Origin of the sequence: Mesorhizobium sp. LNHC229A00 (assembly GCF_000502415.1) — a bacterium.
Lineage (GTDB): Bacteria > Pseudomonadota > Alphaproteobacteria > Rhizobiales > Rhizobiaceae > Mesorhizobium.
On the sequence record NZ_AYWQ01000006.1, the window covers coordinates 490,423 to 505,380 of the forward strand.

Consider the following 14,958-nt stretch of genomic DNA (forward strand, 5'->3'; position numbering starts at 1 on the left):
GGCGGGCCGGCCTGGTTGCCCCCGGGGGAAGTCGCGGGNGAGATCGGTCGGCGAGACGATCGGTCCACTTGCTGGCGGGCCGGCCTGGTTGCCCCCGGGGGAAGTCGCGGGCTTCGGCCGCGGTGTCGGCACCGGCGCGGGAGGGGCGGCCGGATTGGGGAAAAGGTCGACGATCAAGGCGGGCAGAAAAACGGCGCTGGCCTGGGCCGTGCCCGCCCCGTTTTCGGTGGCGCCGCCGTCCTTGAGGCAGTCGGCCGCCGTTGCATTGGCCTCGTTGCTGCAATCGATTATGGCCCGCTCGGGATTACCGTCGTTGGTCTGCGCCGACGCAGGCACGGCGGCGATTGTCATCGCCGCCGCAAGGATAGCCGCAAATCGAATGACCGCCTCAGCCGCCATCAACAGGTTTCCTTCCCTCGATCACAGTCTCGGCGAAAGGCTGGGCGGCAATAAGGCTGCGCGCCCTCTCGTAGTCGGCGGCTGTCGTCGCCGGAATGGCGAGCCTGAAGACGCCGTCGGCGGTCGGTCCGCCGATGATCTTGAGCTTGTTGGCGTCGAGGAAGACGGCAATGTCGGCCATCCTGGCTTCCGGCTTGAACTTGACCAGCGCAAACGGCAATTTGGCCAGATCGTCTTGTGCGCCGGCAATCTCGAAATTGCCGCCCTTGCCGCCGGGCTGCACCAGCGACTGCACCGCGATCAACGCCAGCAGAACCGCGNATCTCGAAATTGCCGCCCTTGCCGCCGGGCTGCACCAGCGACTGCACCGCGATCAACGCCAGCAGAACCGCGGCCGCCGCCCAGGCGACGCCGACCGGCACCGCCATGAAACGGCCCCAGGCCTGCGCCAGCCAGGACGATCCTGCCGGCCCGCGTGCAGGCCCGGCCTCCGCGTCCAGCGCCTTGGCGAAGCGGCTGAGCGCATCGGCCGGTGGGCGGATCGCTTCATTGGCCGCCGACGTGCCGGAGAACTCGGCTTCCGCCTCGCCAAGCGCGGCAAGTGCCGAGGGATCGTTGGCCAGCCATTCTTCGACGGCTTCCAGATCCGAACCTTCCAGCGAGCCGTTCAGGTAGAACGGCAGCAGCGTTTCCATTTCGTCGCGGCGCGACATCTTTTCAGCGGCGCTCATGGCCACCCCCTGTCGTAACCGGCGGCCTTCAGGGCTTCGCCGAGTTTCTTGCGGGCGTAGAACATGCGGGTCTTGACGGTCGCGACCGGAATGTCGAGCACCTCGGCGATCTCGGTCACCGATTGGCCCTGATAATAAGCGAGGTCGATCACCGTGCGGTGCTCCTCGGGCAGGGCGTCAATCAGGCGGCGCAAGGCGGCGGCCTTATCCTCCTTCATCGTGACGACCTCGGGCGTGTCGGCGCTGTCGGGCACCGCGGCGGCGGCCTCGTCGTCGATCCAGTCTTCTTTCTTCTTGCGCAGCAGCGACAGCGCCTTGAAGCGGGCGATGCCGAGCAGCCATGTCGAGACTTCGGACCGCCCTTCGAAACCTGGCGCCTGGCGCCACAGTTCGAGAAACACCTCGTTCGCGATATCGTCAGCCATCATTTCCGATCCTGTCTGGCGCGCCACGAAGCGGTAGACCCGCGCGTGGTGACGCATGAACAGGAGCCGCACGGCGGCCCGGTCGCCCTTCGCGACCCGGTCGACAAGCGCGCGATCGGTCTCCGTCGCCGCTGTCATGGCCGGTCGAGCCGCCTGGCTCCTGTCTGCTCTGTCGCCGATCGGTCCAAAAAGGTTCATCCTCCGCCAAGGAATTTTGCGAGGCTAACCGAAGATCTGGGCGGTTGCCAGAGCATCCCTTCGTCCCGTTTACGCGAAGAAGGTGCCGGCAGGCGGATGAGGGTAGGCGCCAGCCGCTCGATCAGGTGAGAAAAGCCTTCGCCTTCATGGTCGCCGGCACCGGCACTCCCAGCCGGCTCAACACCGTCGGCGCCAGTTGCAACTGGTCGAGCAGCGTATCGGCTTCCGGCCCTTTGCCCTGTCCGAAATAATACAGCGCGAAATCCTGCATCTCGTCGTCATGGCCGCCATGGTGGCCGCGGTCGGTCTGGCCATGGTCGGCGGTGACCATGACCTCGTAGCCGGCTTCGATCCAGCCCGGCAGGAAGGCCGCCAGCATGCCGTCCATGGCGTAGCAGGCTTGGTCCATCTCGTGGCAGTCATGACCGAAGCGGTGGCCCATCGAGTCCAGCGTGCAGGTGTGCAGGATGCCGTAGTCGATGCGGTGGCGCCGGGTGAGCATGGTCAGCGTCGCGAACAGGTCGACATCGCTCGGCGTCATCTGGTTCTTGAGATTGTAGCCGGTCATGGTGTGGAAGCGGCCATGCGTGATCGGTCCGCCGGGCTCGTCATATTCCATGTCCTCGATGAGATCGAACGGGTAGGAGCGGAAGAATTCCGACCAGTAGGAGTGGGTGACCGCGCCGGTCCTGCCGCCGGCCTTGCTGACTTCCGAGAAGATATCGGGCTGTCCGACGCGGAACCGGTTCTCGTTGGACAGGATCCCGTGCACCTGCGGCGAGACGCCGGTGTGGATCGAGGCATAGCAACAGGCAGAGGTCGACGGCAGCACCGAGCGCATCTTCCACACCCGCGCCTCGCCCGATTGCACCCAGCCCTCGAGATTGCCCATCAGCCGGCGCCAGTTGCGGTAGGGAACGCCATCGAGGATGATCAGCAGAAGCTTGGATTGGATCGCCACGGGGTGCTCCATGCGATTGTCTGTTGAAACGATGCGCCGCGTGTCGTTCGACACGCGGCGCTTTTCAATATGAGACAGATGTCAGGCGTTCAGCCACCATTCTCCCAGCGCATACCCATCCATCATTTCGCCGATCGGGTTCTTGACCCAGCCGCTGATCTTGTTGGTAGCGGCCGCGTCGATGAACTGGTTGAAGAAGGGCACGATCCGGCCCCTTCGTCGCGCATCATGACCGCCATGTCGTGGTGGATCGCCTTACGCTTGTCCTGGTCGAGCTCGCCGCGCGCGGTGAACAGCATCTTGTCGAATCCCGGCCGCTTAAAGCGCGTGTCGAACTGCGCTAGTTCCCCGCGCTGGCCATGCGCCGCCCCTTGATCGCCTTTTCCAGCCAGCCGATCTCCATCTCCGGGACCGATGACAAGAGAAGGTCGGTGTAGTCATCGAAGGGGGGCGTCAGCACCTTGCTTTTCGAACCATAGCGCACCACCTCGCCGCGATACATCACAGCGATCGAATCCGCGATCGACTTCACCGTCGCCAGATCGTGGGTGATGAACAGATAGGCGACGTTCTCCTCCTTCTGCAGTTCAAGCAGAAGCTTTAGGATGCCGTGCGCCACCAAGGGGTCAAGCGCCGAGGTCACCTCGTCACAAATGATCAGCTTGGGTTTTGCCGCAAGCGAGCGGGCGATGCAGACACGCTGTTTCTGGCCGCCGGAAAGCTCGGCCGGGTAACGGTCGACAAAGCCCTTGCCCATTTCGATCTTGTCGAGCAGTTCGGCGACGCGGGCATCGCGCTGTTTGCCGCGCATGCCGAAATAGAATTCGAGCGGCCGGCCGATGATGGTGCCGACGGTCTGGCGCGGGTTCATCGCCACATCGGCCATCTGATAGATCATCTGCAGCTGGCGCAAATCCTCCTTCGGCCGGTCGGCAAGCCGGTTGGCCAAGGGGCGTCCGTCGAACGTGACGGTGCCTTGCTCGGGTGGCAAAAGTCCGGTTATCGCGCGCGCCAGCGTCGATTTTCCGGAGCCGGATTCGCCAACCACCGCCAGTGTCTGGCCGGGATAGATATCGACCGAAACGTTCTTCAGCACCTTGACTTGGCCGCCGCCATAGGCGGCGGTGACGTTCTTGACCGACAGGAATGGTGTGGTGCCGGGGTTCTGCTCGGCATGTTCGATCTCGTGCACCGAAACCAGCGCATTGGTGTATTCCTGGCGCGGTTCCTTGATGATCTGGCGGGTGCCGCCCCATTCGACCAGCCGGCCGTGACGCAGCACCATGATCTCGTCCGAGACCTGGGCGACGACGGCCAAATCATGCGTGATGTAGAGCGCCGCCACATGGGTGTCGCGGATGGCGTCCTTGATCGCCGCCAGCACGTCGATCTGAGTCGTCACGTCGAGCGCCGTGGTCGGCTCGTCGAAGACGATCAGGTCAGGCTCCGAGCATAGCGCCATCGCTGTCATGACACGCTGCAGCTGGCCGCCTGACACCTGGTGCGGAAAGCGTTCGCCGATGGCTTCCGGGTTCGGCAGGCTGAGCTTCTTGAACAGCGCGACCGCGCGTTTCTCGGCCTCCGCCCGTGTCGCCGTCCCGTGCAGCAGCGTGGCTTCCACCACCTGGTCCATCAGCCTGTGCGCCGGGTTGAAAGCGGCCGCCGCCGACTGCGCGACATAGCAGACCTCGCGGCCACGCAGCTTGCGGAAACCTTCCTTGCCGCCCTTCAGGATGTCGCGGCCGTTGAGCAGCACCTCGCCACCGGTGATGCGCACGCCGCCACGGCCATAGCCCATGGACGACAGGCCGATGGTCGACTTGCCGGCTCCGGATTCGCCGATCAGGCCGAGCACCTTGCCCTTCTCCAGCGTCAGCGAGACATCGTGCACAAGCACGATGTTCTTCGGCGCCTCACCTGGCGGATAGACCGTCGCCTCGATGCGCAAATTGCGGATGTCGAGCAGAGGGGTGGACTTTGCCTTGCCGTCGGCCATTATCCGCGTCCTCCCTTCAGGCTTGTCGTGCGGTTCAGGACCCAGTCGGCCACAAGATTGACCGAGATCGCCAGCGCTGCGATCGCGGCTGCGGGAATGAGCGCGGCGCCGATACCGAACACGATGCCGTCCTTGTTCTCCTTCACCATGCCGCCCCAGTCGGCGTCCGGCGGCTGCACGCCGAGGCCGAGAAAGGACAACGTCGACAGGAACAGCACCGCATAGATGAAACGCAGGCCGAGCTCGGAGATCAGCGGCGACAGCGCGTTGGGGAGGATTTCGCGGAAGATGATCCAGGCGCTGCCTTCGCCGCGCAGCTTGGCGGCCTCGACATAGTCCATGACGTTGATGTCGACGGCGACCGCGCGCGACAGGCGATAGACGCGCGTCGAGTCGAGAATGCCCATCACCAGGATCAGCGTCACCAGATTGGTTGGCAGCACTGAGAGCACCACCAGGCCCATGATCAGTGTCGGGATCGACATCAGGAGATCGACGAGGCGCGACAGGATCGTATCGAACCAGCCGCCGAACACGGCCGCCGAAAAGCCAAGTATGGCGCCGAGCGAGAACGACAGCGCGGTGGCCAGCACCGCGATAAAAAGGGTGATGCGGGCGCCATAAATCATCCGGGACAACAAATCGCGGCCGAGATTGTCGGTGCCCAGCCAATGCGCCCCCGACATCGGCTCCCAGACATCGCCGACAATTTCGGCGTTGTCATGCGGTGAGATCCAAGGCGCGAAGATCGCCGCCAGCACGAACAGTGCCGTCAGGACAATGCCGATCAGCGCAGGGATGGGGATGCGTTTGATATCGAGCATATCAGCCCCCCTATTTCGGATGGCGGAGACGCGGATTGGCGACGATCGCCGCTATGTCCGCGATGATGTTGAGACTGATGTAGACGGCGGCGAAGATCAGGCCGACGGCCTGTACCACCGGCACGTCACGCTTGGTGACGTGATCGACGAGATATTGTCCCATGCCGGGATAGACGAAAATCACCTCGACCACGACGACGCCGACGATGAGATAGGCGAGGTTGAGCATGACGACGTTGATGATCGGCGCGATGGCATTGGGGAAGGCGTGCTTGCGGATGACGTTGAACGCCGACAGGCCCTTCAGTTCCGCCGTCTCGACATAGGCCGACTGCATGACATTGAGGATCGCCGCTCGCGTCATGCGCATCATGTGGGCGAGCACCACCAGCGTCAGCGCCGTCGCCGGCAGCGCGATCGCCTGCATCCGCTCACCGAAGGGCATGCCTTCGTAGACAGTCGAGATGCCGGGAAAAATCTGCCACTTCACGGCGAAGAAATAGACCAGCACATAGCCGATGAAGAATTCGGGGAAGGAGGTCGAGGCCAGAGCCAGCCCGGAGATCAGCTTGTCGACCCAGCCATTGCGGTAGCGCACCGCGATCAGGCCCAGGACGATGGCCAGCGGTACGGCCACGATCGCCGCCCAGAAGGCGAGGAACAGCGTGTTCCACAAGCGCGACTTGATCGAGGTCGCGATATCCTGCCCGCTCGACATCGCCGTGCCGAGGTCGCCTGTCAAAACGCCGCCGAGCCAGTGGAAATACCTGACATAGGCCGGGTCGTTCAGCCCGAGTTGCTCGCGCAGATTGGCGAGCGATTCCGGCGTCGCGGATTGTCCCAGAATGGCTTGCGCGACATCGCCTGGCAGAATCTGCGTGCCGGCGAAGATCAGGACCGAAATGGCCAACAGAAGGAGGATGCCCAGCGCAATGCGCTGGGCAATGAGTTTCAGGATGGGTGAAGACATCTCTGCAAAGCCGGACTCAGGCCTGCAGCCAGCACTTCGCCAGGGCGTAGCCGTTCATCAGTTCCTGGTGCGGATCATCCACCCAGCCATCGACCTTGGCGCCGGTGGCGTCGATGAACTGGTTGAACATCGGCAGGATCAGGCCGCCGTCGTCGCGGACCATGACAGCCATGTCATGGTACATCTGCTTGCGCTTGGCCTCGTCGAGTTCGGCGCGCGCCGCCAGCACCATCTTGTCGAAGTCCGGGCGCTTGAAACGCGTGTCGTTCCAGTCTGCCGTAGACAGATAAGCGGTCGAGTACATCTGGTCCTGCGTCGAGCGGCCGCCCCAATAGGAGGCGCAGAAGGGCTGCTTGTTCCAGACCTCGTTCCAGTAGCCGTCGCCGGGCTCTCGCTTGAGCTCGATCTTGATGCCGGCCTTGGCCGCGCTCTGCTGGAACAGCTGGGACGCATCGACGGCGCCGGGGAAGGCCACGTCCGAGGTCCTGAGCAGCACGGTGCCGTCATGGCCTGATTTCTTGTAGTGAAACTTGGCCTTGTCGGGATCGTACTTGCGCTGCTCGATCTCGCTGAACAGCGGATAGGACGCGTTTATCGGGAAGTCGTTGCCGAGCGAGCCGTAGCCGCGCAGCACCTTGGTCAGCATCTCCTCGCGGTCGATCGCCAGCTTCAGCGCCATCCTGAGGTCATTGTTGTCGAACGGCGCCGTGTTGCAATGCATGATGAACACGTAGTGGCCGGGACCGGCGTGGTTGCGGATGGTCACGCCCGGCACGCGCTTGATCAGGTCGACGATCTTCGGCTCGACGCGGTTGATCATGTTGACCTGGCCGCCCTGCAACGCTGCCGTGCGGGCGGTCGCGTCATTGATGACGATGACCTCGATCTGGTCGGCATGGCCCATCTTGTCGCCCTGCCAGTAATTGGCGAAGCGCTCTGCGCCATGGCGCACGCCAGGCTCATTGGTCTTGACCACGTACGGCCCTGCCGAGATGCCGGCATCGGGCTTGTCCTTGCCGCCATTGGGCTGGACGATCAGGTGATAGTCGCTGAGCAGATAGGGAAGGTCGGCATTGGCCTCCTTCAGCGTCAGCACCACTTCCTTGCCGCTGGCCTTGATGGTGTCGATGCCTTTCATGTAGCCGAGCGCACCGGATTTCGACTTCTCGTCCGAATGGCGCTCCAGCGTGGCGGCCACGTCCTCCGCCGTCACCGTCTTGCCGTTGTGGAATTCGACGCCGTCGCGAATCTTCAGCGTCCAGGTCTTGGCGTCCTTGGACGAGCCGATGTCTTCAGCGATGCGATTCTCGAGCTTGCCTTCCGGCGACAGCTCGACGATCATTTCGCCCCAGCACTTGCCGAAGGCGAACGGCACCTGCGTCATCATCAGCGCCGGGTCGAGGCTGTTGGTGGATTCACCGCCGACCAGGCCGGCCTTCAGCGTACCGCCCTTGACCGGACCCGCCGCCCGCGCCGCGCTCGAAAGCAGCGCGTTGGCGAAGGGTGCGGTGATGCCGAGCGCTGCCGCCCGGCCGAGAAAATCACGACGGCTCAGTTTGCCGGACGCAACCCGCCGGCTAAGGAATTCCAGTTCGTTTGACATTTGAGTTCCTCACTCTGTTGGTTCGACTCTACGGTCGATTTTCTTGCTTCTTGTTAAAGGCAATAATGACCGCAAGGGAAAGCGGTAAGCAAGACCGAATGCGACATGCCGTGGCGTAAATCGCACGTCGCATTTGGATCAATGATTTCAACGCTCAAACAAGCGCACGCGGGACCTTTTCGTCAAAATCGCGCTCGAAGACGAGTTTTTCGCCCTCATAGGCTTCGATTCGGGCGCTGACGATGAAGTTTTGCGTGTCCGACCGCATCCGCGCCCATGTCTCGGTGCGGACCGACCATCCATTTCGCGACAGGGTCTGCGTCCAGTGTGTTTTTCCCGAGGCTGACAGGGGATCGTCAGGTTGGATGGTCCAGGTTTCGCGGGCGATGCTGCCGTTGACCAGTCCGTGGTCGAGATCGCGCACTTCGCCGAAGTCGTCCGTAATCGACAGCGTGACAATCCCGGTCTTTTCGTCGTGGTCGACATGGCGTTCGGAATTGGCGGGCCGAACCGTCTCGGTCGCCCACGGCGTAGCCCCTTCCGGCTCGGCGAAAACGGCTTCGTCGCCTGTTGCCAGCAGGCGCAATGGCACCGATAGCGTGGCTGCCGACACGGTCAGTCGTACCGGCTCGGGCGAGGGCCAGATAGCGGGCCAGTAGGCGGTCGAAACGGCGACGCGCAGACGATGGCCGGCCGGCACGCGGTAGGCGCATTGATCGAGCACGACACGTACCGAAATCGTCTCCCCGGGGACCAGCGCCTCGGGGAATTCATGCGAGTTGCGGTGCGTCAGATTGAGCACGCCATAGGAGATCAGTTCCGAGGCGCCGTCGGGATGGACGTCGCAAAGCCGGACAGCGATGTTGGCCTGGGGCCGATCCGAGGCAAGCTGGACCTCAAGCTCCGGCGCGCCGACGATCTCGATCGGCTTGGTGAGCTCAGGCTGGTCGAAACAGGCTGATAGCCCATCGTCAGGGCGCTGATCGCCCGGCAGTTCCGGTCCGAAGGTGAAAGGAAAGTATTCGCCGCCGGCAAGCCCACAGGTTTGCGGCGAAGCGACGGTTGAAGATCCTGCACGCGGGGCCATGAGCTCGAGCGCTTCAATCGTTATGTTGGAGGATGGCCACTCCTGCTCGGCTATCCAGCGGCCGGGCCGCTCCGGATGCCAGCGCGCGGGACGCACGCTGTCCATGACATAGGCGCGGTAGTCGGGATCGGCCTCGACGCCGGTCTCGGACCCCTTCAGCCAGCGATCCCACCAGCGCAGCGCTTCCTGCAGGAAGCCGATGGCTGGTTTGGGGCCGGCATAGTGTGGGTATTTGTGGATCCATGGCCCGACGATGCCCTTGACCGGTGCCTCGATGTTGGTGACGAGGTGCGAGATCGTGTTGCGGTAGCCGTCGTGCCAGCCGCCGATCGACAGCACAGCCGCCTTGACGGCAGAGAAATCCTCGCAAATCGAACCGCGTTTCCAATAGCCGTCGCGATGCTGATGGCTGAGCCACAGCGGCAAGAGGAACGACTGGTTCTCCAGCCGGGTCATCCAGAGGTCGCGCCATCTGTTGTCGCCGGCGATCAGCGGATCCGGCGGCCGCGACGAATAGGACAGCATGGTCGAGGCCCAGCCGAAATTCTCGTTCAAAAGGCAGCCGCCCTTGTAGTGGATGTCGTCGGCATAGCGGTCGACGGTCGAGCATAGGCTGATCACCGCCTTGAGCGCCGGCGGCTGTTTGGCCGCCACCTGCAGGCAGTTGAAGCCGCCCCAGGAAATACCCATCATGCCGACATTGCCGTTGCACCAGGGCTGGGCCGCCGCCCAGGCGATGACATCACAGGCGTCCTGCAGTTCCTGCTCGGAATATTCGTCGTCCATCAGCCCTTCGGAATCGCCATTGCCGCGCATGTCGACGCGGATCGAAGCATAGCCGTGGCCGGCGAAATAGGGATGGGTAAGCTGATCGCGAAAGATCGTGCCGTCGCGCTTGCGGTAGGGCAGGTGCTCGAGGATGGCAGGCACCGGATCGTCGCCCGCATCCTCCGGCATCCACACCCGAGCCGACAGCCGGCAGCCATCGGGCATGACGATGCCCATATCGGGAAATTCGACGACCTTGCGGGGAAATTCGGTGATGATTTTCATGGCAGGCATAACGCTCCGCGCCACAAGAACTTTCAATCGCCATTCGCGACTGGAGCAGTGAAATATGCGACCTGTGCCGCTACCGCAATTCGTCGAGCAGTTCGGGATGTTTCTCCAGCAATGTCATCAATTGAATGGTCGGGCCACTCGGTTCGATCAAGCCTCTTTCATACTTGTCGAAGGCGTTCTCGCCGACCTTGAACAAGGATCCGGCCTCGCGCTGCGACAGCTTGAGCTTCGTGCGTATGCGGCGGATGGTTGACGGGGCCGGCCCGCCGTCGATCTTCTCCTTGAGCGCGCGCAGCGCGGCATGAACGGCGGCCATGTCGTCGCCGACATGGACACCCTCGCCATCCGATGGCGGATAGTAGCCGGGCAGGTCGACGATCATGCTCTCGCCCTTATAAGTGCGGTGAATGGACGGACTTCGCGCATCAACGTTTCTCCGGTTTCGGGGGAGACCATCACGCGCTGGCACGTGATAGACATCCTGCCACACTCGATGATCCGCGAAAGTCGTCATCGACTTCACAAACATCTTCCGCGTCATGCTGTCGATCACCTCGATCACCTCGATCACACCGGCACGATCGAAGCCCAGCCCAACAGCATCCCGCAGTGCGGACGTTGTGATCGCCAGCGTGTCGACAGACCCAAACGTCGTCTTGATTGCATCAAGATCGTATGTGGGTCTGCGTTTTGCCCCCATAAAAGGGGTAACCCAAGCGGCGATTGTCGAGACGGAAGCTCAGTTCAGCGGAATGTCGTTCTCAGCCTTGCCCGCCTGGTAGTCACCCGACAGCTCATCGTAGCGCGCCGAGATTTTCCCGATCCGCTCCTCCAGCCGCTGGCGTTCGGCCCCGGGCAGCGCCCTCACCAACCCGCGGATCGAAAAACTTTTCCAATAGGCATTCTCGGCATTGTAGCCGCCGGGATCGAGGGTGAAGACCTCTTTCAGAATTTTGAGATCATGCGGGATGGCAAAACTGTCGCGCGAATCCTCGTGGCTGAACAAATAGTAGAAATTGTCGAAGCCGGCCCAGGTGATCGCCGACAGGCAGAGCGAGCATGGCTCGTGTGTGGCGAGAAAGATGGCGTCCTTGGTGTCGATGCGCTCGGCCCTGGGCATCTCGTAAAAGCGCTTCAGGCAGTGCACCTCGCCATGCCAAAGCGGGTTTTCCATCTCGTTGTTGGTCTCGGCCAGTACCAGCGAATGGGTATCCTTGCGCAGGATCGCCGCGCCGAACAGCTTGTTGCCGTGGGCGACGCCTTCTGCCGTCTTCGGCACGATGTCGTGCTCGATGACCTCGAGCAGGCGATCGATCAGCGAAATGTCGGTCATCACGAGTTCTCGTTGGGGAGATGGATTTCGTAGGCGTGCGAGAAGTGGAATTCCTCGAGGTTGGAGCCGTCGCCGCCACGGTCGACGATCAAAAAGTCTTGAGGCTCTCCGAGCGGCGTCAGCACGCCGTGCCAGAGATTGCGGAAATAGTTGATGCCTTGCCCCGGTGCGGTGACGAAGGCATGCGGCTCGCCAGGTCCGTCCCTGCCGTCAGGGCAGACGACGACCAGGAACGGACGCGGCGACAGCGGTATGAAAGCCTGGCTGCCCAAGGGGTGGCGCTCCACCATGGTCAGCTTCAGCGGCATGTCATAGGGCGTGCCGCGCACCATCGAGATCAGCACGCGCGCATTCGGCCCCGTGGCTTGCGCGGTGGCGAGGTCATGGTAGCGCTCGGCCTTGCCGCCATTGATCGGATAGTGGTTGTCTCCGCCCATGTCGATGACATCGCCGAATTCGGCGAAGGCCTCACGGGTCAACGTCCGCGCGACAATGCGGCTCATGACGTCCGCTTCGCGATGCCGGCCCCGCCGAGCTTGGCGTGCCGGTTGACGTCCTTGTAGAGCAGATAGCGGAATTTGCCGGGGCCGCCGGCATAGCAGGCCTGCGGGCAGAAGGCACGCAGCCACATATAGTCGCCGGCCTCGACCTCGACCCAGTCCTGGTTGAGCCGATAGACAGCCTTGCCTTCGAGCACATAGAGCCCATGCTCCATGACATGCGTTTCGGCGAAAGGAATGACTGCGCCAGGCTCAAGCGTGACGATGGTCATGTGCATGTCGTGGCGCAGATCGGCGGGATCGACGAACCGCGTCGTTGCCCAGCGGCCCTCTGTGCCGGGCATCGGCGTCGGCGCGATCTCCTGTTCGTTGGTGAAGAAGGCCTTGGGAATCTCGAGGCCATCGACGACCTCATAAGCCTTGCGTATCCAGTGGAAGCGGACAGCCGCCTTGCCTTGGTTGCGGACTGTCCAGCCGCTGGCCGGCGGCAGGAAGGCAAAACCGCCGGGGCGCAACACATGTTTCATGCCGTCGAGCAGAACCGTGAGTTCGCCCTCGACCACGAACAGGGCGCCTTCGGCGCCGGCATCGGGCTCCGGCCGCTCGCTACCGCCGCCGGGCGCGACCTCTACGATGTATTGCGAAAACGTCTCGGCGAAGCCGGACAGCGGCCGCGACAGGATCCAGACACGCGTCTCGTCCCAGAACGGCAGGGCGCTGGTGACGATATCCTGCATCACGCCCTTGGGGATGACCGCATAGGCCTCGGTGAAGACGGCGCGGCCGGTCAGAAGTTCGCTCTGGCCGGAATGGCCGCCCTTTGGGGCATAATAGGTGCGCTCGGGCATCCTGATCGTATCCATTTTTCAAACCTATTGTGGAAGCATGTCCTTGAGGCGCAGCAGTGCGATGCGCTCGACCTGTTTGCATGCGGTTTCGAATTCGACGCCGCGGCTGTTGCCGATGCGGGCTTCGAATTCGGCGAGGATTTCCTCTTTTGTCTTGCCTTTCACCGCGATGATGAACGGAAAGCCGAAGGTGGTGACGTAGGCCGCGTTGAGCTTGGAAAACAGTTCGCGTTCCTTGTCGGTCAGCGCGTCGAGACCGGCGGAAGCCTGTTCCCTGGTCGATTCCGCCGTCAGTCGCTTGGCCTTGGCCAGCTTGCCGGCGAGGTCGGGATGGGCGTTGAGCACGCCGAGCCGTTCGGTCTCGCTGGCGGAACGGAAGATGCGGCAAAGCGCATTGTGGAGGCCGCCCGCCGTGTCGTGCGCTGGGCCGAGCTCCAGCTCGTAGGCCCGCTCGGCGATCCAGGGCGAATGTTCGAAAACGCCGCCGAAGGCGTGAACGAACGTCTCGAATTCCATCTTCGAGGGGCGCAGGGCGGCCGGCTGATAGGGGTGGTTTTCCTGCCAGTGCCTGGCGATGTCGATGCGCCGTGCCAGCCAGACCTTGTCGTGTGATTTGACATAATCGACGAAGCGTTTAAGCGCCGCCACCCGGCCCGGCCGCCCGACCAGGCGGCAATGCAGGCCGATGTTCATCATGCGCGGCCGGCCGGCCTTGCCCTCGGCATAGAGCGTATCGAAACTGTCCTTCAAATAAGCAAAGAACTGGTCGCCCGAGTTGAAGCCTTGCGGTGTGGCAAAGCGCATGTCGTTGGCGTCGAGCGTGTAGGGGATGATGAGCTGCGTGCCGTCCTCATGCTCGAACCAGTAGGGCAGTTCGTCGTCATAGGTGTCCGAGACGTAGTCGAAGCCGCCTTCCTCTGCCACCAGCCGCACCGTGTTGATCGACGTTCGGCCCGTATACCAGCCTGTCGGGCGCTGGCCGGTCACCTCGTAGTGCAGCTTGATCGCCGCTTCGAGGTCGCGGCGCTCGTCCTCGGCATCGTGGTCGCGGTAGTCGATCCATCTCAACCCGTGCGAGGCGATTTCCCAGCCGGCTTCCTGCATCGCCGTGACCTGGTCGGGTGAGCGCGCGAGCGCCGTGGCGACGCCATAGCAGGTGACGGGCACTTGCTCGTCGCTGAACAGGCGCAGCAGCCGCCAGAAGCCGGCCCGCGCCCCATACTCGTAGATCGATTCCATGTTCCAGTGGCGCTGGCCCACCCAGGGCGCCGCGCCGACGATCTCGGACAGGAAGGCTTCAGAAGCCTTGTCGCCGTGGAGCACGCAGTTCTCGCCGCCCTCTTCGTAGTTGACGACGAACTGCACGGCGACATGCGCGCCGCCAGGCCATTTCGGATCCGGCGGATTGGCTCCGTAGCCCCGCATGTCCCTGGTGTAACGCATCGTCCCTCCGCCCGGCATCACCGGAAGTATGATCAGGATATCGAAAGGGTGCTTCTCGCATTCCCCTCAAAATTTTTGAAAGTGTTTTTGTCGCACTCCGCTCGACCGGGACTTATGCATCGCCTTTAATTGGCGCACAATTCATCAGTAGTGTTCGATTGTACCGGCCAATTTGTTCGTATTGGAAAATGGGAGGCGGCCAATGGCAGAGACATCGAAAACCGATGGCGGGCGTCTGACGACCCATGTCCTGGATACCGCGACCGGCAGGCCGGCGGCGGGGCTCTCCATCGCGCTCTACCGCCTCGAGGGTTTGGCCCGCACGCTTTTGAAGACGGTCGTCACCAATGCCGACGGCCGCTGCGATGCGCCGCTGCTGGCCGGTGCCGACTTCCGCACCGGCGAATACGAACTGGTGTTCGCGGCCGGCGACTATCTGCGCGGCCAAGGAACGAAGCTGCCCGAGCCGGCCTTCCTCGATAGCGTGCCGATCCGCTTCGGCATGGCGCAGGCGCTGCACTATCATGTACCATTGCTGATCTCGCCTTACGGCTATTCCACCTACAGGGGGAGCTGAG

The 14,958-nt window shown here is 62.9% G+C and carries 13 protein-coding genes and 3 pseudogenes; 1 reads left to right on the forward strand and 15 read right to left on the reverse strand.

Going from position 1 to position 14,958, the window contains the following annotated elements; all coding sequences use genetic code 11:
• Positions 1–388: 388 nt before the first annotated feature.
• The 15 genes and pseudogenes from X742_RS01000000170120 to puuE form a co-directional block, all read right to left on the reverse strand.
• Positions 389–1,130: pseudogene (locus tag X742_RS01000000170120) on the reverse strand (anti-sigma factor).
• Positions 1,127–1,693, reverse strand: coding sequence for a sigma-70 family RNA polymerase sigma factor (locus tag X742_RS155005; RefSeq protein WP_023772366.1), 567 nt, complete (start codon positions 1,691–1,693; stop codon positions 1,127–1,129). Before X742_RS155005 ends, X742_RS01000000170120 begins: the two are co-directional and overlap by 4 nt.
• A gap of 181 nt (positions 1,694–1,874) precedes the next feature.
• The gene (locus X742_RS155000; protein WP_031247942.1) at positions 1,875–2,714 is read right to left on the reverse strand and encodes an alkaline phosphatase family protein; all 840 of its coding nucleotides are present in this window, start codon (positions 2,712–2,714) and stop codon (positions 1,875–1,877) included.
• An 81-nt stretch (positions 2,715–2,795) separates the two neighbouring features.
• Positions 2,796–3,046: pseudogene (locus X742_RS1000000172425) on the reverse strand (peptide ABC transporter substrate-binding protein); the annotation flags it as partial.
• An 8-nt stretch (positions 3,047–3,054) separates the two neighbouring features.
• A complete protein-coding gene (locus tag X742_RS154995; protein WP_023772370.1) occupies positions 3,055–4,710 on the reverse strand; it encodes an ABC transporter ATP-binding protein in 1,656 nt (551 codons plus the stop codon).
• A complete protein-coding gene (locus tag X742_RS154990) occupies positions 4,710–5,534 on the reverse strand; it encodes an ABC transporter permease (protein ID WP_023772371.1) in 825 nt (274 codons plus the stop codon). Before X742_RS154990 ends, X742_RS154995 begins: the two co-directional genes overlap by 1 nt.
• Before the next feature lie 10 nt (positions 5,535–5,544).
• On the reverse strand, positions 5,545–6,504 hold the full coding sequence (locus X742_RS154985; RefSeq protein ID WP_023772372.1) for an ABC transporter permease: 960 nt from the start codon (positions 6,502–6,504) through the stop codon (positions 5,545–5,547).
• 16 nt (positions 6,505–6,520) lie between these two features.
• The gene (locus tag X742_RS154980; protein ID WP_023772373.1) at positions 6,521–8,107 is read right to left on the reverse strand and encodes an ABC transporter substrate-binding protein; all 1,587 of its coding nucleotides are present in this window, start codon (positions 8,105–8,107) and stop codon (positions 6,521–6,523) included.
• A gap of 154 nt (positions 8,108–8,261) precedes the next feature.
• The gene (locus X742_RS154975) at positions 8,262–10,247 is read right to left on the reverse strand and encodes a CocE/NonD family hydrolase (RefSeq protein ID WP_023772374.1); all 1,986 of its coding nucleotides are present in this window, start codon (positions 10,245–10,247) and stop codon (positions 8,262–8,264) included.
• 79 nt (positions 10,248–10,326) lie between these two features.
• Positions 10,327–10,638 (reverse strand): type II toxin-antitoxin system MqsA family antitoxin, encoded by a 312-nt coding sequence (locus X742_RS01000000170125; protein ID WP_245275554.1) that lies wholly within the window; start codon positions 10,636–10,638, stop codon positions 10,327–10,329.
• Between the two features lie 129 nt (positions 10,639–10,767).
• Positions 10,768–10,956: pseudogene (locus X742_RS0136965) on the reverse strand (type II toxin-antitoxin system MqsR family toxin); the annotation flags it as partial.
• Between the two features lie 39 nt (positions 10,957–10,995).
• On the reverse strand, positions 10,996–11,589 hold the full coding sequence (locus X742_RS154970; RefSeq protein WP_023772375.1) for a nucleoside deaminase: 594 nt from the start codon (positions 11,587–11,589) through the stop codon (positions 10,996–10,998).
• Positions 11,589–12,092, reverse strand: a complete 504-nt coding sequence (locus X742_RS154965; protein ID WP_023772376.1) for an ureidoglycolate lyase — start codon at positions 12,090–12,092, stop codon at positions 11,589–11,591. Before X742_RS154965 ends, X742_RS154970 begins: the two co-directional genes overlap by 1 nt.
• Complete coding sequence (locus tag X742_RS154960; RefSeq protein WP_023772377.1) at positions 12,089–12,952, reverse strand: bifunctional allantoicase/(S)-ureidoglycine aminohydrolase; 864 nt, start codon at positions 12,950–12,952, stop codon at positions 12,089–12,091. The genes X742_RS154965 and X742_RS154960 overlap by 4 nt, the downstream gene beginning before the upstream one ends.
• A 9-nt stretch (positions 12,953–12,961) precedes the next feature.
• A complete protein-coding gene (gene puuE, locus X742_RS154955; RefSeq protein ID WP_023772378.1) occupies positions 12,962–14,380 on the reverse strand; it encodes an allantoinase PuuE in 1,419 nt (472 codons plus the stop codon).
• Between the two features lie 202 nt (positions 14,381–14,582).
• Between puuE and uraH the strand changes: the two genes are divergently transcribed.
• Positions 14,583–14,957 (forward strand): hydroxyisourate hydrolase, encoded by a 375-nt coding sequence (gene uraH, locus X742_RS154950; RefSeq protein ID WP_023772379.1) that lies wholly within the window; start codon positions 14,583–14,585, stop codon positions 14,955–14,957.
• Position 14,958: the final 1 nt, after the last annotated feature.